The organism is Pseudomonas sp. FW305-3-2-15-E-TSA4 (assembly GCF_058787295.1).
The window spans coordinates 268370-293288 of record NZ_JBYSZP010000002.1; the positions used below are offsets into that span (position 1 = coordinate 268370).

Here is a 24919-nt window from a genome sequence, read left to right on the forward strand (position 1 = left end):
CTGCCTCGATTCCCCTAGTCATGAGAGGGCATTCTTTGTCTACGTCCAACGAGTTGATCAGTGCAAAAGCCGCCACCGGCATCATTGGCCTGGATGACATCCTCGCCGGTGGTCTGTCCCGAGGGCATGTGTTTTTGCTCGAAGGTGAACCCGGTACAGGCAAAACCACCGTCGCGTTGCATTTCCTGATGGCGGGCGCCCGTGCCGGCGAACGCTGTCTGTACATCACGCTGTCGGAAACCGAGCGTGAATTGCGTCAAGGCGCGGCCTCCCACGGCTGGGAGCTGAACGAGAACATTGAAATCTTCGAGCTGACGCCACCCGAAAGCCTGCTCAACGCCGAGCATCAGCAAAGCCTGCTGTACTCGTCCGACCTTGAACTGGGCGAAGCCACCAAGCAGATTTTCGAAGTGGTCGAGCGCTTCAAGCCGACCCGCGTGGTGCTCGACAGCCTGTCGGAGATCCGCCTGCTGGCGCAGAGTTCGCTGCGCTACCGCCGGCAGATTCTGGCGATCAAACATTACTTCGTGCGTTACGACGCCACCGTCCTGCTGCTTGACGACCTGACCACCGAGTCTCTCGACAAGACCGTGCACAGCGTCGCCCACGGGGTGATCCGCCTCGAAGAACTGACGCCAAATTACGGTGCCGAGCGCCGCCGCGTGCGCATCGTCAAGTATCGCGGCCAGAAATACCGTGGCGGTTACCACGACTTCACCATCATGGGCGACGGCGTCCATGTGTTCCCACGACTGGTCGCCGCCGAACACCGCAGCGACTACCCGCGCCTGCAATTGACCAGCGGCATCAAGGAAATGGACGCCCTGCTCGGCGGCGGCATCGAGACCGGTTCCAGCACGCTGATTCTCGGCCCGGCCGGTACCGGCAAATCGCTGATTTCGATGATCTTCGCCGCCGCTGCCGTAGCACGCGGCGAAAAAGCGGCGCTGTTCATTTTTGATGAAGAGCTGGGCTTGCTGTTCGAGCGCATGAAAAATATCGGCATCGACCTCAAGGCCTTGCAAGCCACCGGCAACCTGCTGATCGATCAAGTGGATGCCGCCGAGCTGTCCCCCGGCGAGTTCTCGCATCGGGTGCGTCGCTGCGTAGATGAAGGCAATATCAAGACCGTGGTGATCGACAGCATCAACGGCTATCAGGCCGCGATGCCGGAAGAAAACGCGCTGGTGCTGCACATGCACGAGCTGCTGCTGTACCTCAACCGCAAAGGCGCGGCAACCTTCATGACCGTTGCCCAGCATGGCCTGGTCGGCGACATGCAGGCGCCGGTCGACATCACTTACCTGGCCGACACGGTGATCCTGCTGCGCTACTTCGAAGCCATCGGCAAAGTTCGCCGAGCCATTTCCATCATCAAGAAACGTACCGGCAGCCACGAGTCGACCATTCGTGAATACCGCATTTCGGGCCAGGGCATGACCATCGGCGAACCGCTGGAAGCGTTCCAGGGCGTGCTGCGCGGCGTGCCGACTTACCTCGGCGCGAGCAATCCGCTGTTGCGGGAAGAAACCTTGTGACAGCCTCCGTATCACTGCCGGAACGGGCGCTGATCCTGGCGCCCATGGGTCGGGACAGCCAAGTGGCGCTGATGATCCTCAATGAGGCCGGTTACGGCGGAGTCATCACCCCGGATCTGGGTGCACTGTGCGCAGAGCTGGAGCCTGGCGCCGGACTTTTGTTGATTGCCACCGAAGCGCTGCGCGGCCCCGAGCTGGAAAGTCTTCTGCATTTTCTCGAACAGCAACCGGCCTGGTCGGATCTGCCGATCGTCTTGTTGACCCACCACGGCGGCCCGGAACCCGGCCCCTCCTCGCGCCTGAGCAAATTGCTGGGCAACGTCACGTTCCTTGAGCGCCCGTTTCATCCCGCGACTCTGGTCAGCCTGGTCTCCACCGCTTTGCGCGGGCGACGACGACAGTACGAAGCCCGCGACCGCCTGATCGATTTGAGTGAAAGCGAACGCCGACTGCAATCGACCCTGGAAACCCTTGAGCAACAGGTCGAGGAACGCACCGCGCAACTGCGCCACAACGAAGAAGCCCTGCGCCAGTCACAGAAAATGGAAGCGGTCGGTCAGTTGACCGGCGGCATCGCTCACGACTTCAACAACATGCTCACCGGGATTATCGGCAGCCTTGAACTGCTGCGCCGGCGGCTGGCTCGCGGACGCCTTGATGACCTCGACAGCCTGATCGATCTCGGTGTCACTTCAGCCAACCGCGCGGCCGGCCTGACCCACCGTTTGCTGGCGTTTTCCCGCCGGCAATCGCTGGACTCCAAAGCCGTGCAGATGAACACACTGGTGCTGTCGATGGGCGAGCTGCTGCAGCGCAGCCTCAACGAAAGTATCCAGCTGGACATGCGCCTCAACGACCAGTTGTGGATCGCCGAAGCGGATCCCAATCAACTGGAAAGCGCCCTGCTCAACCTGGTACTCAACGCCCGCGATGCAATGCCCGAGGGCGGCAAACTGGTGGTCGAAACCAGCAATCAGGTGCTTAAGCCGGAATTCACCGAGGCCTACCCGAACCTGGAACCCGGCGACTATGTGATGCTCAGCGTCACCGATAACGGCAGTGGCATGGCGCAGAGCGTGGTCAGCCGCGCGTTCGATCCGTTCTTCACCACCAAGCCGATCGGCCAGGGCACCGGGCTGGGTCTGTCGATGATTTACGGCTTCAGCAAGCAGTCCCGTGGTCACGTCTCGATCGACAGCGAAATCGATCAGGGCACCACGGTCAAACTGTACCTGCCGCGTTTTCGCGGTGAAGAGCTGGAGCATCCGGTGTCCGATGTTCAGCAGGCTCCGGAAGCAATGGATGGTGAAACCGTGTTGATCGTCGAGGACGACCCCGCCGTGCGCGTACTGGTCAGTGCGGTGCTCAGTGAGTTGGGTTATGCGTTTGTCGAAGCCGGCGATGCCGACGGCGCCGTGCCGATCCTCAACTCGACGCAGCGCATCGACCTGCTGATCAGTGACGTCGGCCTGCCAGGCATGAACGGCCGGCAACTGGCGGAAATCGGCCGGCAGTATCGGCCGGGGCTGAAGGTGTTATTCATCACTGGGTATGCCGAGCACGCGGCAGTGCGCGGTGGTTTCCTCGACCCGGGCATGCAGATGATCACCAAACCGTTCACTTTCGATCTGCTGACCGCCAAAGTCCGCGAGATGATCCAGAACTGATCCCCCAAAACGACTGTAGGAGCTGCCGCAGGCTGCGATCTTTTGATCTTGTTTTTTAAGATCAAAAGATCGCAGCCTGCGGCAGCTCCTACAGGGGGAGCATCAGCCGCTATGGATCAGGCCAGCAATTCCTGAATCTTTTCCTGCAATACGTCCAGATCGAACGGTTTTTCCAGGATCGGCGCCTTGCGCGTGATCGGGCTGCCGGTCTCGCGGATTTCCTGCGGGTAACCGCTGATGAAGATCACCTTCAGATCCGGGCGCAGTTTTACTGCCGGCTCCGCGATCTGCACGCCGGAGATCCCGCCCGGCAGGCGGAAGTCAGTGATCAGCATGTCCAGATGCGGCTTGCTCGCGAGGATCTCGAACGCCTGCTCGCCGTTTTCGGCCTGCAACACGCGGTACCCCTGCCCCGACAGGTAATCTGTCAGCACCATCAAGATAACCGGTTCGTCCTCGACGACGAGTACTACATCTTGTGCATCTACGCTCATGGGAAGCCTTTGTTCGGTCAATAGCTGCTGATACGACCGTGCGGTCACTCAGAGGTTGCGTCGGATATGCCGTTTTCCTGGATTGGCAGACAAACGCGAAACAGGGCGCCTTCGTTGATTTGACTCTCGACGACGATGGAACCGCCATGGGCGGCGACGATCTGCTCGGAAATGAACAGACCCAGCCCGAGACCAGCCACTACCGTCTTGGCGGAAACCCGTTCGAACTGTTGGAAAATGCGCTTCTGGTTCTCTTCGCTGATGCCGATACCACGGTCCTGAACCTCAACCCGCGCCTCGTCGCCTTCACGGTACACGCGCACCTGAATCGGGCTGCGGCCACCGTAGCGCAAGGCATTGGTCAGCAGGTTGGAGACCACCTGCTCGATGCGAAATTCGTCCCAGTAACCTTCCACCGGCTGCGGCGCGGTGAAGGTGACTTCGGTCTCGGCGGCCTCGATCTGCTGTGCGAAATTCTGCAGCAGGTTGCTCACCAGTTGCGTCAGGTCGAAGCGATTCGGCCGGATCGACAACTTGCCGGTACGAATCCGCGAGACGTCGAGCATGTCTTCGATGAGGCGGATCAGGCTTTTGATCTGGCGCTCGTCGCGATCGACCATCGCGTGCATTTTGTCGAGGGTGAACGCCGCGGCGTTGTCCCGCGCCAGGTGCATCTTGCGCAACTGGGTTTCGAGTATCAGGCCATTGAGCGGCGTGCGCACTTCGTGAGCGACGATTGACATGAAGTCATCGCGCATACGCACCGCCTGCTCCAGCTCCAGTTGCGTGCTTTGCAGTTGTTGCAGCAGCGCTTCCTGCTCGCGACGCGCCTGCTCCAGGGCTTCGACCTGTTGTTTCATGGCCTTGCTCTGGCGGTACAGGTCGACGAATACGTTGACCTTGCTCTTCACCGCGTGGATATCCAGCGGCTTGTGCAGGAAGTCCACCGCCCCGCTCTCGTAGCCCTTAAACGCGTAGTTCAGTTCACGGCCGGCGGCGCTGACGAAAATGATCGGAATGTTCTTGGTTTTCTCGGTGCCGCGCATCAACTCGGCGAGCTCGAAGCCGTTCATCCCCGGCATCTGCACGTCGAGGATGGCCATGGCGAACTCGTGTTGCAGCAGCAGCGAAAGTGCCTCGTCCGCCGACAGCGCCTTGTACACCGTGCGATCCTCGCGCTTGATCAGCGCTTCGAGGGCCAGCAGGTTCTCCGGCAGATCGTCGACGATCAGCAATTTGGCCTGGATATTACTCAGCATGCGATTCGTTCCAGCTCGACAAGCAGACGGCCGATGCCGTGAATGGGTAGGACATGGTCAGGCTGCTGAATTTTCAGCGCAGCCAGAGGCATGGTGGCGACCTGTGCGTCCTGCGGGTCTTGAACGATGGTCAGTCCGCCACGCTGCTTGACTTGCGCCAGGCCGCGAGCGCCATCGTGATTGGCGCCGGTCAGCAACACGGCAGCCAGGGTTTCGCCGTAAACATCAGCGGCGGACTCAAACAAGTAGTCGATGGCAGGTCGGGAATGGTGTACGCGGTCCTCAAGACTCAGCGACAGACTGCGATCCTGTTCCACCGACAGGTGATACCCGGGCGTGGCGAAATAAACCGTGCCGGGCATGATGTCTTGCTTGTCGGTCGCCTCTGCCACCGGCAGCATCAGTCGCCGGGAGAACACTTCGGCCAACTGACTGCGCCGCTCCTCCGGCAGGTGCAGCACCACAATGATCGGCAACACGTAGCCCTGGCGCAACGGCGCGAGCAGAGTCAGCAGGGCCTCAACCCCACCGGCTGAAGCACCGACCACGATGGCCTCGACACGAGGCAAATCCACGGCATCGTTCATAATTTGCGGTAGATCCGTTCTTGTTTGACCAACGGTTCGAACTGATTCGAGTAACCGGAAAAATCCAGCGTTTCCTTGCTGCCCAGCACCAGAAAGCCACGGTGGCACAGCGATTCGTGAAACAGACCGAAGGCACGGTCCTGAAGTTTCTTGTTGAAGTAAATCAGTACGTTGCGGCAGGAAATCAATTGCGTTTCGGAGAACACGCTGTCCGTCGCCAGGCTGTGATCGGCGAAGGTCACGTTTTCACACAGGCTCTTGTCGAAGATCGCGTAGCCATAGGCTGCGGTGTAGTAATCGGCAAAGGAACGCTGACCGCCGGCCTGCTGGTAATTGGCGGTATAGGCGCGCACGTTCTCCATCGAGAAAATGCCCTGCTTGGCCTTGTCCAGCGAGCGCGGGTTGATGTCGGTGGCGTAGATGATCGTACGATCGAGCAAGCCTTCTTCGCGCAGCAGAATCGCCATCGAATAGACCTCCTCACCAGTGCTGCACCCGGCGATCCAGATCTTCAGCGACGGATAGGTGCGCAGCAGCGGCACCACTTCCTTGCGGATCGCCAGAAAGTGCGACGGGTCGCGGAACATCTCGCTGACCGGAATCGTCAGCAACTGCAGCAACTGCATGAACGCCGTGGGATCGTGCAGGACTTTCTCTTGTAACGCCGAGATCGTCGCACATTCGAACTGACTCAAGGCGTGCTGCACCCGGCGCTTGATCGAAGCGCCCGAGTAATCGCGAAAATCGTAGCTGTACTTGAGGTAGATGGCCTCAATCAACAGGCGTAATTCGATTTCGCTGTTGCGCTCCGCGGAGTGACTGCTATCCACTAAATGCGTTCCATCTTCGGTAACCACACACGAATCAACGAGAACAGGCGATCCAGATCAATGGGCTTGGCCAGGTAATCGTTGGCGCCCGCCTGCAGGCAGCGCTCCTGATCGTCCTTCATGGCCTTGGCCGTCACCGCGATGATCGGCAGCTTGCGCCAGCGCGGATCCTTGCGGATTTCAATGGTGGCTTCAAAACCATCCATTTCCGGCATCATCACGTCCATCAGCACCAGGTCGATGTCCTCGATTTCATTCAACTTATCAATCGCTTCGCGACCGTTACGGCCGATCACCACGACTGCGCCCTTGTGCTCCAGCGCACTGGTCAGGGCGAAGATGTTGCGCACATCGTCGTCCACCAGCAGCACCTTGCGGCCTTCGAAGACCTTGTCGCGACTGCGGGCGGTCTTGAGCATCTTCTGCCGTTCATGGGACAACTGCGATTCGACTTTGTGCAGAAAGAGTGTGACCTCATCCAGCAGGCGTTCCGGCGAGCGCGCGCCCTTGATGATGATCGAGCGTGAATACTTGCGCAGCTCGGCCTCTTCGTCGCGGGTCAGGTTGCGCCCGGTGTAGACGATCACCGGCGGGAACGAGCAGATGTCCTCGGTCGACATGCGCTTGAGCAGATCGTTGCCGAGCATGTCCGGCAATTTCAGGTCGATCACCATGCAGTCGTAAATCGTCGTGCGCAGCTTTTCCAGCGCGTCTTGCGCCAGACCGACGGCGGTGATCTCGATGTCCTCGTCACCGATCAGGCGGGCAATGCTTTCGCGTTGCAGATCGTCATCTTCGACCAGCAGCACGCGCTTGACCTTCTGGGTCAGCTTGGCTTCGAGACGGGCGAACACGTCTTTGAGCTCTTCGCGGGTGGTCGGTTTGACTGCATAACCGATCGCGCCCATGTGCATCGCCGCTTCGACACGGTCTTCGACCGAGATCACATGCACCGGGATGTGCCGGGTTTCGGCGTGCTCTTTCAGGCGTTGCAGCACGGTCAGACCGGAGTGATCCGGCAGACGCATATCGAGCAGAATCGCGTCCGGCACGAACTCGCGGGCCAGGTCATAACCTTCATCCGCTCCGTGCGCCACCAGACACTGATAACCCAGTTCGTGGGCCAGGTCGTAAAGGATGTGGGCGAAATTCGGCTCGTCTTCCACCACCAGAATGCAGCGCGTGGCGAACGGCGCCTTGCCACGGTCATCGGCAAAACGCGGGATGTGCACCGGCGCCAGCGGCGACACCGTGATCGATGGCGGCTGCACCACCGGGGCCGGGGCCGATACCGGCGGCGTGAAGGTCAGCGGGATCGCAGGGCTGTCACCCGGCTCGCTGTATTGCTGCGGCAGCACCAGGGTAAACACACTGCCCTGCCCCGGCGCGCTGCTGACGCTGATCGAGCCGCCGAGCAAGGCTGCCAGATCGCGCGAGATCGACAGGCCCAGACCGGTGCCACCGTATTTGCGGTTGGTGGTGCCGTCAGCCTGACGGAACGCTTCGAAGATGCTTTCCTGCTGGTCCGCCGCGATACCGATCCCCGAATCGCGCACGATGAACGCAATGCGCTCGTTCGGCTGGCCGGCGATGGTCAGGCTGACCGCGCCGTGTTCGGTGAACTTCACGGCGTTGGACAGCAGGTTCTTGATCACCTGCTCCAGACGCTGGCGATCGGTGTACAGCATGATCGGCGCATCCGGCTGCAACTCGACGCTGAACGTCAGTTGCTTGTCCGCCGCCAGCGGTTCGAACACGCTGCGCAGGCCGTCGGCCAGACGCGCGACGCTGGTGTTTTCCGGGATCACTTCCAGCTTGCCGGCCTCGACCTTGGAAATGTCGAGAATGTCGTTGATCAGGTTCAGCAGATCGTTGCCCGCCGAATAGATCGACTCGGCGAACTTGACCTGCTCGGCCGTCAGATTGTCCTGCGGGTTCTCGGCCAGCAACTTGGCGAGGATCAGCGAACTGTTCAGCGGCGTGCGCAGTTCGTGGGACATGTTGGCGAGGAATTCGGACTTGTACTTGCTCGAACGCTGCAGTTCTTCGGCGCGTTCTTCGAGCTGCACCTGAGCCTGATTGAGCTCTGTGTTCTTCTGGTCCATGGCGTCGCGCTGCTCGGCCAGGGTTTGCGCCTGTTCGGCCAGCTGCTCGTTGGTCTGCTCCAGCTCGACTTGCTGGGTTTCCAGATGCGCCTGGGACTCCTTGAGAATCCGCGACTGTTCTTCCAACTCCTCGTTGGCGGTTTTCAGCTCTTCCTGCTGCACCTGCAACTCTTCGTTGAGCTGCTGGGTTTCGGCCAGCACTTCCTGCAGGCGCTGGCGATAACGTGCCGCTTCGATCGAGGTGCCGATGTTGCCGGCAATCAGTTCCAGCAAATCGATATCGCGGTCGGTGAGCGGGCGCAGGAAGCCCAGTTCGATCACCCCGTTGACCCGGTCATCATCACTGGTCGGCACCACCAGCACACTGTGCGGCAGACCTGCGCCCAGGCCGGAGCTGACTTTGAAGTAGTCGGCCGGAACCGAATCCAGGCGAATCAGTTGCCCCTGCTGGGCAACCTGGCCGACGATGCCTTCGCCGCTGTAGATCTGCTGATCTTTTTCTTCCTGTTCGCGGGAGAACCCATAGGACGCCACGCGTTTGAGGCCGCCGTGTTCTTCGCGTACGTACAGCGCCGCCACCGCCGTGCCGAGGTATTGCGCGCAGAACTGCAGAATATTGCGCCCCAGCAGGTTGAGCGTCAGCTGCCCCAGCACCTGCTCCGCCAGCTCGGTCTGGCCGCTGCGCATCCACGCCTGGCGCTCCAGACGCTCGGCACTGGCTTGCTGCGCCGCAAGGTTGGCGCTGTAGCTGTCCGACAGGCTGACCAGATCGCGCCGGCCGACATACGCGAGCAAACCGCTGATTCCGGCGATGAACAGCAGGTACAGAGTGATGCTCCAGATCGTGGTACGGCGCACCTCTTCGTTGCGCGTGGTGCGCAACTGCTGCTCCATGTCGATCACGTCTTCGAACTGCTTGCGGATCTCATCGGTCAGGCGCTTGCCGCGCCCGGCCTTGACCGCGCCCCGGTAGTCACCGCTGGAGCGCTGCAGATCGATCATCGATTGCGCGTAGTTGCTCCACTCAGTCTGCAAGGCCTGCAGACGCCGCAGACGATCGGTCTGCACCGGGTTGTCGGCAGTGAGTTCGAGCAAGGTATTGAGCGCCACGTTGATCCGCGGCTTCGCGGTCTCGTACGGGTCGAGGAAGTGCTCGTCGCCGCTGAGCAGGAAGCCGCGCATGCCGGTTTCCAGATCAACGGTGAGTTTCACCGCTTCGTTGGCGTTATTGATCACCCGGTCGGTGTGTTCCACCCACTGGATCACCGAGAGCAAATAGGTGATCAGCGAAATGAAAAACACTGCACTGATCGCGCCGACGCCCAGGGGCAGACTGATGTTGCGCGTCAGGAGTTTACGGAACCGTGTTTCGTCAACTGTAGACCGAGTGGACATGGGGCAGCCTTGTCGAACTGTCGAAACCCGGGAGTTTGCCCCAAAACGGTACTATGGATCCATTTTTCTCACCGCCATGATGGCAATTTCCTACATTTGCTGCACTTCCCGATCAGGCAACGGGTATCCTTGCCGCCCCGATTTGCAGCTAATCTTTTTCGTATCCGCTCGGGAACTTGTGGCCATGCGCCACTTACTCATGCAAGAGCCCGGCATTTTCGACCGGTCGCCGTTCCGATTTCATTTCTTGAGAGCTATCCCTATGTCCACCCCAGCGTCCACCATCCTTGTAGTAGAAGACGACGACATCGTACGCATGCTCATCGTCGATGTGCTCGAGGAGCTGGAATTCAGTGTGTTGGAGGCCGATGACGGCGAGTCTGCGCTGGAGATTCTCGGGGATCAGAGCAAGGCTATCGACTTGATGATGACTGACTACGGCCTGCCGGGCATGACAGGCAGTGAACTGGCCGGCAAGGCACGTGAACTGCGCTCCACCCTGCCCGTTCTGTTCGCCAGCGGTTACGCCGAAAACATCGACGTTCCCGCCGGCATGCACGTGATCGGCAAACCCTTCTCGATCGATCAACTGCGTGACAAGGTCAAGGGCATTCTGACCGAGTGATTGGCTTTGATCCGGCAGCGGCTGCAGATGTGCTCTAATTGCGCGCCATTTTCAGCCGCCTGCCTGCAAGGATTACCCGTCAATGACTGCATCACCCGCCACCAAAGTTCTGGTCATCGGTTACGTCTGGCCCGAACCGCGCTCTTCGGCAGCCAGCGGGCATGTGATGCAGATCCTCGAGACGTTTTTGCAGCAAGGCTGGGACATCACCTTCAGCAGCCCGGCCGGCCCGGGCGAGCACAAGGCTGACCTGACCGCGCTGGGCATCCGCGAAGTGCCGATCGAACTCAACAACAGCAGCTTCGATAGTTTCATCAGTGAACTGGCCCCGGATATCGTGCTGTTCGACCAGTTCATGATGGAAGAGCAGTTCGGCTGGCGCGTCGAAAAGCAATGCCCGAATGCCTTGCGCGTACTGGAGACGTCCGACCTGCAGAGCCTGCGCCACGCCCGCCACCAACGGCTCAAGGAACGTTTGAAAGACGACCCGGACAATCAGGATTTCAGCGCACTGTTCGCGCCGGCGCTGCGCGAAGAGTTCGAGTTGATGGCCGATACGGACCTGGCCAAACGGGAAATCGCCGCGTTGTATCGCTGCGATCTGAATCTGATGATTTCCGAAGTTGAAATTCAGTTGCTGGTCGAACAGTTCCAAGTCCCGGGCGAGTTGCTGCACTGGTGCCCGCTGATGCTCGAACCACCGCGCGATTCGTTCGTCCCCTTTGAGGAGCGCGCGCATTTTCTGAGTATTGGCAACTTCCGTCACGCGCCCAACTGGGACGCCGTGCTGTGGATGAAGACCGCCATCTGGCCGCTGATCCGCCAGCAATTGCCCGGCGCCCAACTGCATATCTACGGTGCCTATACGCCGCCCAAGGCCACAGCCCTGCACAACGCGGCGCAGGGGTTTCATGTGATGAACTGGGCAGAAGATGCGCTGCAAGTGATGTCGCAAGCCCGGGTTTGCCTGGCGCCTTTGCGTTTCGGCGCTGGGATCAAGGGCAAGATCGTCGATGCGATGCTCTGCGGCACGCCCAATGTCACGACGCCCATCGGCGCCGAAGGCATGGGCGGCGCATTGCCCTGGCCCGGTGCGATGGCTCAGTCGGCCCAGGCCCTGGCCGACGCCGCTGTGGCGCTGCACGAAGACAGACTGCGCTGGGCTGATGCACAGCAGGCCGGCGTCGCGTTGTTGAATGCGCGCTATCGGCAGACTGATCACGGCCCGGCGCTGATCGCTCGCCTGCAACATTGCCGCGACAACTTGTCAGCATTACGTCGCGCCAACTTTACTGGCGGCATGTTGCGTCACCACTTGCATAAAAGCACTCAATACATGGCGCAGTGGATCGAAGCAAAGAACCAGAAAAGTTGATAATTAAAGTGCAAAACCACATTGCCAATACTTTGCAAAGAGTGCTGGCTTGTACTTTTTCCGTTTGCACCAAAGAATAACTTCCGAACTGACCAAACAAGTTGACTGGTCGGAAATTAAACTTTATCTGCAACGGAATGCACCATGAGTAATTACCCTTTCAAAAACTGGATGGCGGCTACACCGGATATGGACCGACTGACCCTTGGCGAAGTGGTCTGGCCCGGCGCGCATAACTCCGGGCTGGATTTTGATTTTCCGTACCCGGCTTATCTCCAACCCGCCCAGAACTGGTTTGTCTGTCAGGACGGTCCGTTCATTCAGCAACTTAATGAAGGCGTGCGTGCCTTCGACTTGCGTCTGCACGCCGATGAACACTGGCTGGGCATCAGGAAGTTTCATACCTTTCATGGCGTGAAACTGCTCCAGGGACGCTCCTTGAGCGAGTTGGTAAAAAGTCTCAATTTTTTCCTCAATGAAAATCCGAACGAATTCATCGTATTGGACTTACATGAACTCAAGGGCACCAACGATCAGCCATTCGATTACAAGGGTTTCCATGAAGTCATCACCACGGAGCTGGCTTCGCGGCTTATTCCCCGAAACAACGGTCATCTGACCCTTGAACAACTTAAAAGGGCCAGTTCGCTACAACGCGTGGTGTTGGCAAGCGACTCGCACCCGGATTTCAATTCGCCCCTGTACTGGCCGAAAATCCGCCATGAATGGAGCGGCTCGGACATCACCTCGCCAGAGCAACTCAAGCAACACATCACCCGAACCCTCGCCAACCCGCCGGTACCCGGCAGCCTCTGGTCATTGTCGGCCACCAGCTACGGCGAACTGGCCGGCGTCAAGCGGATCACCGACGAACTCGATCAATGGTTTGGCCCAGACTCGGGATGGGCGCCGAAGTGCAGCATTATCAATGCCGACTTCATCGGTGGCACTCCACTGATCAGCCATTGCCAGCAGGTCAACCAGTCCAAAGGTCTACGCAAGGCCCGGGGCTGAGGCGCTGGAACTGTCCGTGGCGCGCGTGCATGATGGGCACCTGAACACCACAACAAGACGCATCGGACATGACTCGGGCAACCAGAATCACTGATCCCTCCTACGAACTGATGGACGACCATAACGGGTTGTCCATCATCTACCGTCAGCATGGTTTTCCGTGCCCGTTAGTGCGCTGGCATTTTCACAAGGAATACGAACTGCACCTGATCGTCGCCAGTTCCGGCAAGGTCTTCATCGGCGACTACATCGGCAACTTTTATCCGCAAACACTGTTCCTCACCGGGCCCAATCTGCCGCACAACTGGATCAGCCAGGTGGCCGACGACGAGGTGGTGGAAAAGCGCGACATGCTGGTGAACTTCACCGATGAGTTGTTCGACAGCGGGCACCAGGTGTTCGCCGAACTCAAGACCCTGGCGCCGCTGCTGGAGCGTGCGCAATACGGCATCGAATTTCGCGACAAGGATACGATCCGTCAGGCCATGACGTTGATGCAGCGAATTGCCGACACGCGCGGCGTTACCCGTCTCGGACACTTTTTCATTTTGATGGAGCTGCTGGCGGCGACTGACGATTATCAATTGCTGTCCGGCGCCACTAACACGCAACTGGCCGACGAGCACAACATCGACCGCACCAACCGAGCGGTCGATTTCATCTTCGACCATTACGCCCGCGAATTGACCCTGGAAGAAGTCGCCGAGCATCTGGGGATGAAGCCGACCTATTTCAGCCGCGTGTTCAAACAGGCCACCGGGCGCAACTTCATCGAGTTCGTCAATCGCCTGCGCATCAGTAAATCCTGCGAACTGCTCGCTGACGGCGACAAACCGGTGACCGAGGTGTGTTTCGAGTCGGGGTTCAACAACATTTCCAACTTCAACCGGCGCTTCCAGCAACTCAAGGGCATGACGCCGTCGCACTATCGACGCCTCGCTGTACAGCGTCTGACCGAACAAAATCTCGGCTGATATTACCGCCCCTTGTAGGAGTGAGCCTGCTCGCGAAAGCGGGGTATCAGTCAACTGATCTGCAAATTGACACAGCGCTTTCGCGAGCAAGCCCGCTCCCACAAAGAGCATCTGATGCGATGAAACCTGTACTGATTCGATAGCCCCTTCCCACTGAAAAGCCCTTCCCTGCGTCTACCGCAACAAACCCCAGTGCAAAAAAGTATTGATTTGAGTGCGACGGATGATTTGTCAGTCCGTCGATTGAGGGCTGTAATCAGCGCACATTCTTCCTGCATTCGGAAGACACAAAAACAATAACTGTCCTTCTGCCGCCCGCCGGGTGCAGAAAAGGAGTGCACGATGCAACCCACTGCAAAAGCTCTGCTAGCCCTCACCTGCATGACCCTCAGCAGCGTCAGCCTTGGCGCCCAGACCCTGACCATCGCCACCGTCAACAACAGCGACATGATCCGCATGCAAAAGCTCTCGAAAACTTTCGAGTCCGAGCATCCGGAGATCAAGCTCAACTGGGTGGTGCTGGAAGAAAACGTCCTGCGTCAGCGCCTGACTACCGACATTGCCACTCAGGGTGGCCAGTTCGATGTGTTGACCATCGGCATGTACGAAGCGGCACTCTGGGGCGCCAAGGGCTGGCTCGAACCGATGAAGGATCTGCCGGCTTCTTACGCCCTCGACGACGTGTTCCCGTCGGTGCGCGAAGGGTTGTCGGTCAAGGGTTCGCTGTATGCCCTGCCGTTCTACGCCGAAAGCTCGATCACCTATTACCGCACCGACCTGTTCAAGGACGCCGGCCTGAGCATGCCCGAGCGCCCGACCTGGGAACAGATCGCCGGTTTCGCCGAAAAACTCACTAATAAAGACAAAGAACAGTACGGCATCTGCCTGCGTGGCAAGGCCGGCTGGGGCGAAAATATGGCGTTGATCACCACCGTCGCCAACGCTTACGGCGCACGCTGGTTCGATGAGAAATGGCAGCCGGAATTCACCGGCCCGGAATGGAAAAACGCGCTGAATTTCTACGTCGACACCATGAAGAAATCCGGCCCGCCGGGCGCCTCCAGCAACGGTTTCAACGAAAACCTCGCGCTGTTCAACAGCGGCAAGTGCGCGATCTGGGTTGACGCCAGCGTCGCCGGCTCGTTCGTCACCGACAAGACCCAGAGCAAGGTCGCCGATCACGTCGGTTTCACCTTCGCCCCGCATCAGGTCACTGACAAAGGTTCGGCGTGGCTGTATTCGTGGGCATTGGCGATTCCGACCAGTTCCAAGGCCAAGGACGCCGCCAAAGCGTTCAGCGCCTGGGCCACCTCCAAGGAATACGGCGAGCTGGTGGCCAAGACCGACGGCATCGCCAACGTACCACCGGGCACCCGCGCCTCGACCTACAGCGATGCTTACATGAGCGCGGCGCCGTTCGCCAAGGTCACGCTGGAATCGCTCAAGGCCGCAGACCCGAGCAAACCGACGCTGAAACCGGTGCCCTACATCGGCATTCAGCTGGTGACCATTCCTGAGTTCCAGGGCGTGGGCACCCAGGTCGGCAAGCTGTTCTCGGCGGCGCTGATCGGCCAGACCACGGTGGATCAGGCCCTGACCGCCGCGCAGCAAACCACCGAACGCGAGATGAAGCGCGCCGGTTATCCCAAGTAACCACACTGCTCGCTCCTACATTAGATCTCCATAGGTCTGTATGACTCGGTTGTGATCACCATGAATACTTCAACTGCCAAAGCCCACCTCGACTTGTCGCAACCCCAGCGCAAAGTCCGCGTACGCAATCCCGGCTGGTTTCTGGTCAGCCCTTCGGTGGCCCTGTTGCTGCTGTGGATGATCGTGCCGTTGGGCATGACCATTTACTTCTCGATGATTCGCTACAACCTGCTCGATCCGGGCGTCAACGAATTCGTCGGGCTGGAGAACTTCACTTACTTCCTGACCGACTCCGGGTTCCTGCCCGGCGCCACCAACACCCTGTTGCTGGTGGGCAGCGTGCTGCTGATCAGCGTGGTGTTCGGGGTTTTGATCAGCGCGTTGCTTGAGGCCAGCGAATTTCTCGGCCGCGGCATCGTGCGGGTGATGCTGATCTCGCCGTTCTTCATCATGCCCACCGTCGGTGCGCTGATCTGGAAGAACCTGATTTTCCATCCGGTGTCGGGGATTCTCGCCTACGTCTGGCGGCTGTTCGGTGCCGAGCCGGTGGACTGGCTGGCGCACTACCCGCTGCTGTCGATCATCATCATTGTCTCGTGGCAATGGCTGCCCTTCGCGATCCTGATCCTGATGACCGCCATGCAGTCCCTCGACCAGGAACAGAAGGAAGCCGCGCGTCTCGATGGTGCCGGCCCCGTCGCGATCTTCTGGCACCTGACCCTGCCGCACCTCGCACGCCCGATTGCCGTGGTGGTGATGATCGAAACGATCTTCCTGCTGTCGGTGTTCGCCGAGATTTTCACCACCACCAACGGCGGCCCCGGCTACGCCTCGACCAACCTCGCCTACCTGATCTACAACCAGGCGCTGGTGCAGTTCGACGTCGGCATGGCCTCGGCGGGCGGCTTGATTGCTGTGGTCATCGCCAACATCGCCGCGATCATTCTGGTGCGGATGATCGGCAAAAACCTGACTGACAAAGCCTGAGGCCTGCCATGACTCTTCAACAATCCCGCCGGCTGCAAAGCCTGCTGCTCGGCACCCTGGCCTGGGCCATCGCGATCGTGATTTTCTTCCCGATCTTCTGGATGGTGATGACCAGTTTCAAGACCGAAATCGACGCCTTCGCCACGCCGCCGCAGTTCATCTTCACGCCGACGCTGGAGAACTACCTGCACATCAACGAGCGCAGCGACTACTTCAGTTTCGCCTGGAACTCAGTGGTGATTTCCTTCAGTGCCACGGCGCTGTGCCTGCTGATTGCGGTGCCCGCCGCCTACTCGATGGCGTTCTACGAAACCCAGCGCACCAAGGGCACGCTGCTGTGGATGCTCTCGACCAAGATGCTGCCGCCGGTGGGCGTGCTGATGCCGATCTACCTGCTGGCCAAGAGTTTCGGCCTGCTCGACACGCGCATCGCGTTGATCGTGATCTACACCCTGATCAACCTGCCGATCGTGGTCTGGATGATTTACACCTACTTCAAGGACATCCCCAAAGACATCCTCGAAGCCGCCCGCCTCGACGGCGCCACCCTGTGGCAGGAAATGGTCCGCGTGCTGCTGCCGGTCGCCAAGGGCGGTCTCGCCTCGACCGTGTTGCTGTCGCTGATTCTGTGCTGGAACGAAGCGTTCTGGTCGCTGAACCTGACCTCGTCGAAAGCCGCGCCACTGACCGCGTTGATCGCCTCGTACTCAAGTCCTGAAGGCTTGTTCTGGGCCAAGTTGTCGGCAGTCTCGACCCTGGCCTGTGCGCCGATCCTGATCTTCGGCTGGATCAGCCAGAAACAACTGGTGCGCGGCTTGTCGTTCGGTGCCGTGAAATGAAGTGCTCCAACCGTACCCAATCCCCTGTGGGAGCGAGCCTGCTCGCGAAGGGGCCGTGTCAGTCGGCATTAATGCTGAATGACACACCGCTTTCGCGAGCAGGCTCGCTCCCACATAAAAGCATGCCCGGCGCCATTGAATTAACTTAAGTGGAGGCCCATCAAAATGGCCAACCTGAAAATCAAGAATCTGCAAAAAGGCTTCGAAGGTTTCTCCATCATCAAGGGCATCGACCTTGAGGTGAATGACAAGGAATTCGTGGTCTTCGTCGGCCCGTCCGGTTGCGGCAAATCCACCCTGCTCCGACTGATCGCCGGGCTGGAAGAGGTCAGCGGCGGCACCATCGAACTCGATGGCCGCGACATCACCGAAGTCAGCCCGGCCAAGCGCGATCTGGCGATGGTGTTCCAGACCTACGCGCTGTACCCGCACATGACCGTGAAGAAAAACATGTCGTTCGCCCTCGACCTGGCCGGTGTACCGAAAGCCGAAGTCGAGAAAAAGGTCGGCGAAGCGGCGCGCATTCTCGAACTCGGGCCGATGCTCGAGCGCAAGCCGAAACAGCTGTCCGGCGGCCAACGGCAACGGGTCGCCATCGGCCGCGCCATCGTGCGCAATCCGAAAATTTTCCTGTTCGACGAACCGCTGTCCAACCTCGACGCCGCGCTGCGCGTGCAGATGCGTCTGGAGCTGCTGCGTCTGCACAAGGACCTGCAAGCCACGATGATCTACGTGACCCACGATCAGGTCGAAGCCATGACCATGGCCGACAAAGTGGTGGTGCTCAACGGCGGCAAAATCGAGCAGGTCGGCTCGCCGCTGGACCTCTATCACAACCCGGCCAACCTGTTCGTCGCCGGTTTTCTCGGCACGCCGAAAATGGGTTTCCTCAAAGGCAAGATCGCCCGCATCGACGGCCAGAGCTGCGAAGTCTCGCTGGACGCCGGCACGCGCATCACCCTGCCGTTCAATGCCGCCAACCTGAGCGTCGGCAGCACCGTGACCCTGGGCATTCGCCCGGAACATCTGGAGCTGGCACAACCGGGCGACTGCACCCTGCAAGTCACCGCCGACGTCAGCGAACGCCTGGGCAGCGACACCTTCTGCCACGTCACCACCAACGCCGGCGAAGCCCTGACCATGCGCGTGCGCGGTGACCTGGCGAGCCGCTACGGCGAGCAACTGAACCTGCACCTGGACGCCAGCCATTGCCACCTGTTCGACGCCGATGGCGTGGCGCTGACCCGCCCGCTTCGCGCCGCGGCCTGAATTTCGAGACCTGCACGATGAAACTGAATGCACAAAACCTGCATCGCCTCGCCCCCGAGGTGCAACTGCCGGCCTACAACCTCAGCGACACCCGTCAGGGCATCGCGCACATTGGCGTCGGCGGCTTCCACCGCGCCCATCAGGCGTATTACACCGATGCGCTGATGAACACCGGCGAAGCCCTCGACTGGGCGATTTGCGGCGTCGGCCTGCGCGCGGAAGACCGCCGCGCCCGTGACGACCTCAAGGAGCAGGATTACCTGTTTACCCTGTTCGAACTCGGCGATAACGACGACACCGAAGTGCGGGTGATCGGTGCGATCAGCGACATGCTCCTGGCCGAGGATGGCGCGCAGGCGCTGATCGACAAACTTGCCGATCCGCAGATCCGCATTGTCTCGCTGACCATCACCGAAGGCGGCTACTGCATCGACGACAGCAACGGCGAATTCATGGCGCACCTGCCGCAGATTCAACACGATCTGGCACAGCCGCAAACGCCGAAAACCGTGTTCGGTTTCCTCTGCGCGGCGCTGGAAAAACGCCGTGGCGCGGGCATACCGGCGTTCACGATCATGTCCTGCGATAACCTGCCGCATAACGGCGCGGTGACCCGCAAGGCGCTGCTGGCCTTCGCCACCCTGCGCGACCCGGGACTGCGCGACTGGATCGAACAGAACGTCAGTTTCCCAAATGCCATGGTCGACCGCATCACACCGATGACCAGCGCCGCGCATCGTCTGCAACTGGCCGACAAACACGCGGTCGACGATGCCTGGCCGGTGGTCTGTGAGCCGTTCGTGCAATGGGTGCTGGAAGACAAATTCGTCAATGGGCGCCCGGCCTGGGAACAGGTTGGCGTGCAGTTCACCGATGACGTTTCGCCCTACGAAGAAATGAAGATCAAACTGCTCAACGGCAGTCACCTGGCGCTGACGTATCTGGGCTTTTTGAAGGGCTATCGCTTCGTCCACGAGACCATGAACGACCCGCTGTTCGTGCGCTACATGCGCGCCTACATGGACCTCGACGTCACCCCGCAACTGGCGCCGGTGCCAGGCATCGACCTGACCGATTACAAAAACACGCTGGTGGCGCGGTTCTCCAATCAGGCGATTGCCGATCAGCTGGAACGGGTGTGCTCGGATGGCTCGTCGAAGTTTCCCAAGTTCACCATTCCGACGATCAATCGCTTGATTGCCGATGGTAAGGAAACCAAGCGTGCCGCGTTGGTGGTGGCGGCCTGGGCGTTGTATTTGAAGGGCGTGGATGAGAATGGCGACACTTATACGATTCCCGATCCACGGGCAGAGTTTTGTCAGGGACTGGTAGCGGACGATGCGTTGATCACTCAGCGGTTGTTGGCGGTTGAGGAGATCTTCGGCACGGCGATACCGCGTTCGGCGGCGTTTGTGGCGGCGTTCGAGTGGTGCTGCAACAGCTTGCGTGAGGTGGGTGTGACGCGCACGTTGGAGCGGGTGCTGGCTGAGTGATGCGGTGAAACCACCGATGCCATCGCTGGCAAGCCAGCTCCCACAGGGTTTTCAATCGTTCATGGATTTTGCATACAACCGAGAACCTGTGGGAGCTGGCTTGCCAGCGATTGGCTTCACCTTGACTCACCTGACACCCTGAGGACCTCACTGTGACCACCCGACAACTCTTCCTCGGCATCGACTGCGGCACCCAAGGCACCAAGGCGATCATCCTCGACGCCGCCAGCGGTCAGGTGCTCGGCGAAGGCGCCGCCATGCACACGATGATCAGCGGCGCCAATGGCCGGCGCGAGCAGGACACCCAACAGTGGCTCGACGCCTTCGCCCTCGCCACCCGCCGCGCCTTGCTCGCAGCCAATGTCGACGGTCAGGCGATCCTCGGCATCGGCGTTTCCGGCCAGCAACACGGTCTGGTGCTGCTCGACGATCAGGGCCAGGTGCTGCGCCCGGCCAAGCTGTGGTGCGACACCGAAACCACTGACGAAAACGACCGTCTGCTCAAACACCTCGGCGGCGAAAAAGGCTCGCTGGAGCGCCTCGGGGTGGTCATCGCGCCGGGCTACACCGTGTCCAAACTGCTGTGGACCAAAGAGCAACACCCGGAAGTGTTCTCGCGTATTGCGCGCGTCCTGCTGCCCCACGACTACCTGAACTTCTGGCTCACCGGCCGCGCCTGCAGCGAGTATGGCGACGCTTCCGGCACCGGTTATTTCAACGTCCGCAGCCGTCAGTGGGACTTGCAACTGCTGCGCGATATCGACGCCACGGGTCGCCTGCAAGCCGCGTTACCGGAGTTGATCGACGCGCATCAAGCGGTCGGCACCCTGCTGCCGGCGATTGCCGAACAGCTCGGCCTCAGCCCGAATGCGCTGGTCGCCAGCGGCGGTGGCGACAACATGATGGGCGCCATCGGCACCGGCAACATTCAGCCGGGAGCGATCACCATGAGCCTCGGTTCCTCCGGCACGGTGTACGCCTATGCCGAAGCGCCGAAAGTCAGCGCGGACGCTTCGGTCGCGACGTTCTGCTCGTCCAGTGGCGGCTGGCTGCCGCTGATCTGCACCATGAACCTGACCAACGCCACCGGCGCGATCCGCGAACTGTTCGACCTTGATCTCGAACAATTCAACGACCTCGTGGCCCAGGCGCCGATCGGCGCCGAAGGCGTGAGCATGCTGCCATTCCTCAACGGTGAACGCGTCCCCGCCCTGCCCCATGCCACCGGCAGCCTGCACGGCCTGACCCTGAGCAACCTGACCCAGGCCAACCTGTGTCGCGCGGTAGTTGAAGGCACCACCTTCGGTTTGCGTTATGGACTGGATCTGTTGCGCCACAATGGTTTACAAAGCCGCAGCATTTGCCTGATCGGCGGCGGTTCGAAAAGCGCGGTGTGGCGGCAGATCGTCGCCGACATCATGAACACCCCGGTGATCTGCACCGAACACAGCGAAGCCGCGGCCCTCGGCGCGGCGATTCAGGCGGCGTGGTGCAAGTCATGGTCGAACGGCCACGAGGACACTTTGGCCGACCTGTGCCAGCGCTGCGTGAAGCTCGATCTGCACAGTGAAACCCTGCCGGTCGCCGCCCATGTCGCGGCGTTCCAGCAGGCCTATGAACGCTATCAACAGCATGTCGCAACCCTATAAAGAGCAAACAATTATGTATTTGGTGTGTGGCGAAGCCCTGTTCGATTTCTTCAGCGAAGACGATGCCAGCGGTCTGGCCTCGAAGGTCAATTTCAAGGCGATTGCCGGCGGCTCGCCGTTCAACGTCGCGGTCGGCTTACGCCGTCTGGGCGTGGATTCGGCGCTGTTTGCCGGGCTGTCCACCGACTATCTCGGCCGGCGTTTGCAGCAGGTGCTGCAGGATGAAGGCGTGCGTGCGGACTACCTGATCGATTTCGCCGCGCCAACCACGCTGGCGATGGTCGCGGTCGGTGCCAACGGTTCGCCGCATTACAGCTTTCGCGGCGAGGGCTGCGCTGATCGCCAATTAAGCCTCGCCCATCTGCCGCAGCTCGGCCCTGAAGTGCGTGGTCTGCACATCGGCTCGTTCTCGCTGGTGGTGCAACCGATCGCCGACACCCTGCTGACTCTGGTGCAGCGCGAAAGCGGCAAGCGCCTGATCACCCTCGACCCCAACGTACGCCTGAACCCGGAGCCAAACATTGACCTGTGGCGCGAGCGCGTGGCGACCCTGGTGCAACTGGCCGACATGATCAAGGTCAGCGACGAAGACCTGAGCCTGCTGTATCCCGAACAGGATCCACAGCGCGTGATCGAAGACTGGCTGCAGCATCGCTGCCAGTTGGTGTTCCTGACCCGTGGCGGCGAAGGTGCGACAGTGTTCAGCCGTGCTCATGGTTCGTGGTCAGTATCGGCATGTTCAGTGAAGATCGCCGATACCGTCGGCGCCGGCGATACCTTCCAAGCGGCGCTGATCACCTGGCTGACCGAGCAAGCACTGGATTCGGTCGAAGGGGTTCAACAACTCAGCCGCGAGCAGATCGACGCGATGCTCAGGTTTGCCGTACAGGCGGCCGCCCTTACGTGCAGCGAGACCGGTCCGGATTTGCCCTATCGTCACCAGTTGAGCTGAGCGCGTAGACTGTCGGCCTTTTTGCGCGCATGGGGATGACGGTTTGATGTCGGGGCGGACGGCTGGACTTTTGATACTGGCGGGATTACTCAGCGGCTGCGGCACCTCGCCGCCGCGTTCGCCGGAAGACATCTGCGCGATCTTCCGCGAGAAAAGCGACTGGTACGATGCGGCGCAAGTCACGCAGAAACGCTGGGGCGTGCCGATCCAGGTGCCCTTCGCGATCATGTATCAGGAGTCCGGCTACCGCTACGACGCCAAGACGCCGCGCAAATACCTGTTGTGGGTAATCCCGTGGGGCCGGGTGTCGACAGCCGCCGGCTATGCCCAGGCCAAGGATGAAGTCTGGGCCGATTATCAGAAGAGTACCGGGCGCAACTGGGCCGACCGCGAAGACTTCGACGACGCCATCGACTTCGTCGGCTGGTACATGGACAAGACCACTTCGATCAACGGCGTGTACAAATACGACGCCTATAACCAGTACCTGAACTACCACGAAGGCTGGGGCGGTTTCCGCAACAAGACCTACGCCAGCAAAGCTTGGCTGATGCCGACTGCGCGCAAGGTGCAGACGCGTTCCGATGTGTATGCGCGGCAGTATGCCGGGTGCAAGGAAGATCTGAATCGCGGCTTCTGGAGCCGGTTCTGGCATTGGTTGTAGGGATGACTTTCGGGCCCAATCGTGAGCAGGCTCACTCCTACAGGGGATCGATGGCGAACACGCTATCGCCGTCTACCAACATCCCTTTGTAGGAGTGAGCCTGCTCGCGATAGCGGTCATCCAGGCGCCATAGTTCTCAGGGTTACAACACCGAAAAGTTGTAACTCACAATCAACCGGGTCTCATCCACATCCCGGGCAAACTTTTCATAGTTGGTGCGGTAAGTCGCATTGCGCAGGCGCAGGCTGACATCCTTGAACGTGCCCGTCTGGATCACGTACTTCAGCTCGCTGTCGCGTTCCCACTCTTTGCCTTCCTGATCGCTGCCCGGGACTTTGATGTGATCACCGTTGACATAGCGGGTCAGGAAGCTCAGGCCGTTGATGCCGATGGCCTTGAAGTCATAGTCATAACGCAGCTGCCAGGAACGTTCCTGCGCTGCGGCGAAGTCGTTGACCTGCACGTAGTTGACCAGATACGGATTGCTGCCATCGAGGTACGGCATCGAATTGTCGCCGTTCATGCGCTGCCAGCCGGCGCTGAAGGTGTGGCCGCTGATGCCGTACGAGAGCATGCCGCTCAAGGCGCGGTTGTCGATGGAGCCGGCTTTGGCATCACCGCTGTCGGCGCTTTTCAGCAAACGCAGATCGGCCTTCAGCACACCGTCACCCAGCGGTTGGTTGCCCAGCAAGCCAATGAAGTGCTGGCGGTAGATGTCTTCCAGCTCGGCGTAGTGATACTGCGCGGTCAGGCGATCGTTGATCTTGTAGTCGATGCCGTACATGTCGAAATGATCGGCGGTGGTGTTACAGGCGTAGCGCTTGTTCTTGCAGTGCACGCGGATGTCTTGCGAATCGGTGGAATCGCGCGCGGTGTACTTGTCCAGACGCGCGGCCATGAAGGTCAGATCCTTCACTTCCCTGGAGGTCAGCATGGCGCCGTTGAACATGGTCGGCAGCAAGCGGCCGTCGTTGTACTTGAGCAACGGCAGATCCGGCAGCAGCGCGCCGTACTTCAACACCGTGTCCGAGACCTTGACCTTGGCGGTCAGGCCCATTTTCGCGTACTGGCCCTTCGAGCCGCGCGGGTTGTCGCCGCTGGACGGCAGCAAGCCGCTGTTGCTGCGATCAGGGCTGGAGTCGAGCTGAAAGCCGAGCATGCCCAGCGCATCGATACCGAAGCCGACCGTGCCCTCGGTGTAACCCGATTGCAGATTCAGAATAAAGCCTTGCGCCGACTCTTCACGCTTGGAAGCGCCCTGGTCACTGGAGGTATGCCCATCACGGAAATCGCGGTTGAAGTACACCGTGCGCGATTCGATTTTCGCCGTGGTGTCTTCGAGAAAACCGCTGGCCTGAACCTGCGCGGCAAAACCGGCGCACAGCACAACGGCTCCGAAGCCAAACGACTGGCGCGGGGTGATGAGAGGGAATGGGGGACGCATGAAAAACTCCAACAGTACAGCGTTTGCGCCGGGGCGCAGTCAGCCAGAAAAATAGCTCCCGTCCCGGGTCAAAAACAGCCGGGAAGAAGTGGACACGCAGGGGTGA

20 protein-coding genes are annotated in these 24919 nt (G+C 60.1%); 14 read left to right on the top strand and 6 right to left on the bottom strand.

Annotated elements, in window-relative coordinates; genetic code table 11:
- Positions 1-35 precede the first annotated feature (35 nt).
- Positions 36-1538, top strand: coding sequence for an ATPase domain-containing protein (locus AC3WMV_RS03580; protein ID WP_027612749.1), 1503 nt, complete (start codon positions 36-38; stop codon positions 1536-1538).
- Complete coding sequence (locus AC3WMV_RS03585) at positions 1535-3205, top strand: ATP-binding protein (RefSeq protein WP_103370537.1); 1671 nt, start codon at positions 1535-1537, stop codon at positions 3203-3205. The genes AC3WMV_RS03580 and AC3WMV_RS03585 overlap by 4 nt, the downstream gene beginning before the upstream one ends.
- Before the next feature lie 116 nt (positions 3206-3321).
- Here AC3WMV_RS03585 and AC3WMV_RS03590 read toward each other — a convergent pair whose 3' ends face one another.
- Genes AC3WMV_RS03590 through AC3WMV_RS03610 form a run of 5 tightly spaced genes read right to left on the bottom strand, consistent with a single transcriptional unit; the run spans position 3322 to position 9875 of the window.
- Positions 3322-3699, bottom strand: a complete 378-nt coding sequence (locus tag AC3WMV_RS03590; protein WP_003225116.1) for a response regulator — start codon at positions 3697-3699, stop codon at positions 3322-3324.
- Between the two features lie 44 nt (positions 3700-3743).
- A complete protein-coding gene (locus tag AC3WMV_RS03595; protein WP_103367025.1) occupies positions 3744-4958 on the bottom strand; it encodes a hybrid sensor histidine kinase/response regulator in 1215 nt (404 codons plus the stop codon).
- Entirely contained in the window at positions 4952-5545 is a 594-nt protein-coding gene (locus AC3WMV_RS03600) for a chemotaxis protein CheB (RefSeq protein WP_097087405.1), read from the bottom strand. The genes AC3WMV_RS03595 and AC3WMV_RS03600 overlap by 7 nt, the downstream gene beginning before the upstream one ends.
- The gene (locus AC3WMV_RS03605) at positions 5542-6375 is read right to left on the bottom strand and encodes a CheR family methyltransferase (protein ID WP_027612745.1); all 834 of its coding nucleotides are present in this window, start codon (positions 6373-6375) and stop codon (positions 5542-5544) included. The genes AC3WMV_RS03600 and AC3WMV_RS03605 overlap by 4 nt, the downstream gene beginning before the upstream one ends.
- Positions 6375-9875, bottom strand: a complete 3501-nt coding sequence (locus tag AC3WMV_RS03610; RefSeq protein WP_103367024.1) for a response regulator — start codon at positions 9873-9875, stop codon at positions 6375-6377. Before AC3WMV_RS03610 ends, AC3WMV_RS03605 begins: the two co-directional genes overlap by 1 nt.
- A 262-nt stretch (positions 9876-10137) precedes the next feature.
- Between AC3WMV_RS03610 and AC3WMV_RS03615 the strand changes: the two genes are divergently transcribed.
- From AC3WMV_RS03615 to AC3WMV_RS03670, 12 genes are all read left to right on the top strand, one after another.
- On the top strand, positions 10138-10500 hold the full coding sequence (locus tag AC3WMV_RS03615; protein WP_027612743.1) for a response regulator: 363 nt from the start codon (positions 10138-10140) through the stop codon (positions 10498-10500).
- An 82-nt stretch (positions 10501-10582) separates the two neighbouring features.
- The gene (locus AC3WMV_RS03620; protein ID WP_103367023.1) at positions 10583-11875 is read left to right on the top strand and encodes a glycosyltransferase; all 1293 of its coding nucleotides are present in this window, start codon (positions 10583-10585) and stop codon (positions 11873-11875) included.
- Positions 11876-12019: 144 nt separating this feature from the next.
- A complete protein-coding gene (locus tag AC3WMV_RS03625) occupies positions 12020-12889 on the top strand; it encodes a phosphatidylinositol-specific phospholipase C domain-containing protein (protein ID WP_027612741.1) in 870 nt (289 codons plus the stop codon).
- Positions 12890-12957: 68 nt separating this feature from the next.
- The gene (locus tag AC3WMV_RS03630) at positions 12958-13863 is read left to right on the top strand and encodes an AraC family transcriptional regulator (RefSeq protein WP_027612740.1); all 906 of its coding nucleotides are present in this window, start codon (positions 12958-12960) and stop codon (positions 13861-13863) included.
- A gap of 342 nt (positions 13864-14205) precedes the next feature.
- Positions 14206-15516, top strand: coding sequence for an ABC transporter substrate-binding protein (locus AC3WMV_RS03635; protein WP_103367022.1), 1311 nt, complete (start codon positions 14206-14208; stop codon positions 15514-15516).
- Positions 15517-15576: 60 nt separating this feature from the next.
- Complete coding sequence (locus AC3WMV_RS03640; RefSeq protein WP_003225141.1) at positions 15577-16503, top strand: carbohydrate ABC transporter permease; 927 nt, start codon at positions 15577-15579, stop codon at positions 16501-16503.
- Positions 16504-16511: 8 nt separating this feature from the next.
- Positions 16512-17342, top strand: coding sequence for a carbohydrate ABC transporter permease (locus AC3WMV_RS03645; RefSeq protein WP_103367021.1), 831 nt, complete (start codon positions 16512-16514; stop codon positions 17340-17342).
- A 165-nt stretch (positions 17343-17507) separates the two neighbouring features.
- Positions 17508-18611 (top strand): ABC transporter ATP-binding protein, encoded by a 1104-nt coding sequence (locus AC3WMV_RS03650; protein ID WP_103367020.1) that lies wholly within the window; start codon positions 17508-17510, stop codon positions 18609-18611.
- 17 nt (positions 18612-18628) lie between these two features.
- Complete coding sequence (locus tag AC3WMV_RS03655; RefSeq protein WP_103367019.1) at positions 18629-20104, top strand: mannitol dehydrogenase family protein; 1476 nt, start codon at positions 18629-18631, stop codon at positions 20102-20104.
- Positions 20105-20256: 152 nt separating this feature from the next.
- Positions 20257-21753, top strand: a complete 1497-nt coding sequence (gene xylB / locus AC3WMV_RS03660; protein ID WP_103367018.1) for a xylulokinase — start codon at positions 20257-20259, stop codon at positions 21751-21753.
- Positions 21754-21766: 13 nt separating this feature from the next.
- Entirely contained in the window at positions 21767-22705 is a 939-nt protein-coding gene (locus AC3WMV_RS03665) for a carbohydrate kinase family protein (RefSeq protein WP_103367017.1), read from the top strand.
- A 46-nt stretch (positions 22706-22751) separates the two neighbouring features.
- Complete coding sequence (locus AC3WMV_RS03670) at positions 22752-23369, top strand: transglycosylase SLT domain-containing protein (RefSeq protein WP_409077687.1); 618 nt, start codon at positions 22752-22754, stop codon at positions 23367-23369.
- 142 nt (positions 23370-23511) lie between these two features.
- On the opposite strand, the gene AC3WMV_RS03675 is transcribed toward AC3WMV_RS03670, so the two are convergent.
- On the bottom strand, positions 23512-24813 hold the full coding sequence (locus tag AC3WMV_RS03675; RefSeq protein ID WP_103367015.1) for an OprD family porin: 1302 nt from the start codon (positions 24811-24813) through the stop codon (positions 23512-23514).
- Between the last annotated feature and the right edge of the window lie 106 nt (positions 24814-24919).

Bases quoted from the DNA above. Each gene is read 5' to 3' on its own strand.
- AC3WMV_RS03590 (WP_003225116.1), bottom strand. From the start codon at position 3,699: ATGAGCGTAGATGCACAAGATGTAGTACTCGTCGTCGAGGACGAACCG.
- AC3WMV_RS03595 (WP_103367025.1), bottom strand. From the start codon at position 4,958: ATGCTGAGTAATATCCAGGCCAAATTGCTGATCGTCGACGATCTGCCG.
- AC3WMV_RS03600 (WP_097087405.1), bottom strand. From the start codon at position 5,545: ATGAACGATGCCGTGGATTTGCCTCGTGTCGAGGCCATCGTGGTCGGT.
- AC3WMV_RS03610 (WP_103367024.1), bottom strand. From the start codon at position 9,875: ATGTCCACTCGGTCTACAGTTGACGAAACACGGTTCCGTAAACTCCTG.
- AC3WMV_RS03615 (WP_027612743.1), top strand. From the start codon at position 10,138: ATGTCCACCCCAGCGTCCACCATCCTTGTAGTAGAAGACGACGACATC.
- AC3WMV_RS03620 (WP_103367023.1), top strand. From the start codon at position 10,583: ATGACTGCATCACCCGCCACCAAAGTTCTGGTCATCGGTTACGTCTGG.
- AC3WMV_RS03625 (WP_027612741.1), top strand. From the start codon at position 12,020: ATGAGTAATTACCCTTTCAAAAACTGGATGGCGGCTACACCGGATATG.
- AC3WMV_RS03630 (WP_027612740.1), top strand. From the start codon at position 12,958: ATGACTCGGGCAACCAGAATCACTGATCCCTCCTACGAACTGATGGAC.
- AC3WMV_RS03635 (WP_103367022.1), top strand. From the start codon at position 14,206: ATGCAACCCACTGCAAAAGCTCTGCTAGCCCTCACCTGCATGACCCTC.
- AC3WMV_RS03640 (WP_003225141.1), top strand. From the start codon at position 15,577: ATGAATACTTCAACTGCCAAAGCCCACCTCGACTTGTCGCAACCCCAG.
- AC3WMV_RS03645 (WP_103367021.1), top strand. From the start codon at position 16,512: ATGACTCTTCAACAATCCCGCCGGCTGCAAAGCCTGCTGCTCGGCACC.
- AC3WMV_RS03650 (WP_103367020.1), top strand. From the start codon at position 17,508: ATGGCCAACCTGAAAATCAAGAATCTGCAAAAAGGCTTCGAAGGTTTC.
- AC3WMV_RS03655 (WP_103367019.1), top strand. From the start codon at position 18,629: ATGAAACTGAATGCACAAAACCTGCATCGCCTCGCCCCCGAGGTGCAA.
- AC3WMV_RS03665 (WP_103367017.1), top strand. From the start codon at position 21,767: ATGTATTTGGTGTGTGGCGAAGCCCTGTTCGATTTCTTCAGCGAAGAC.
- AC3WMV_RS03670 (WP_409077687.1), top strand. From the start codon at position 22,752: ATGTCGGGGCGGACGGCTGGACTTTTGATACTGGCGGGATTACTCAGC.
- AC3WMV_RS03675 (WP_103367015.1), bottom strand. From the start codon at position 24,813: ATGCGTCCCCCATTCCCTCTCATCACCCCGCGCCAGTCGTTTGGCTTC.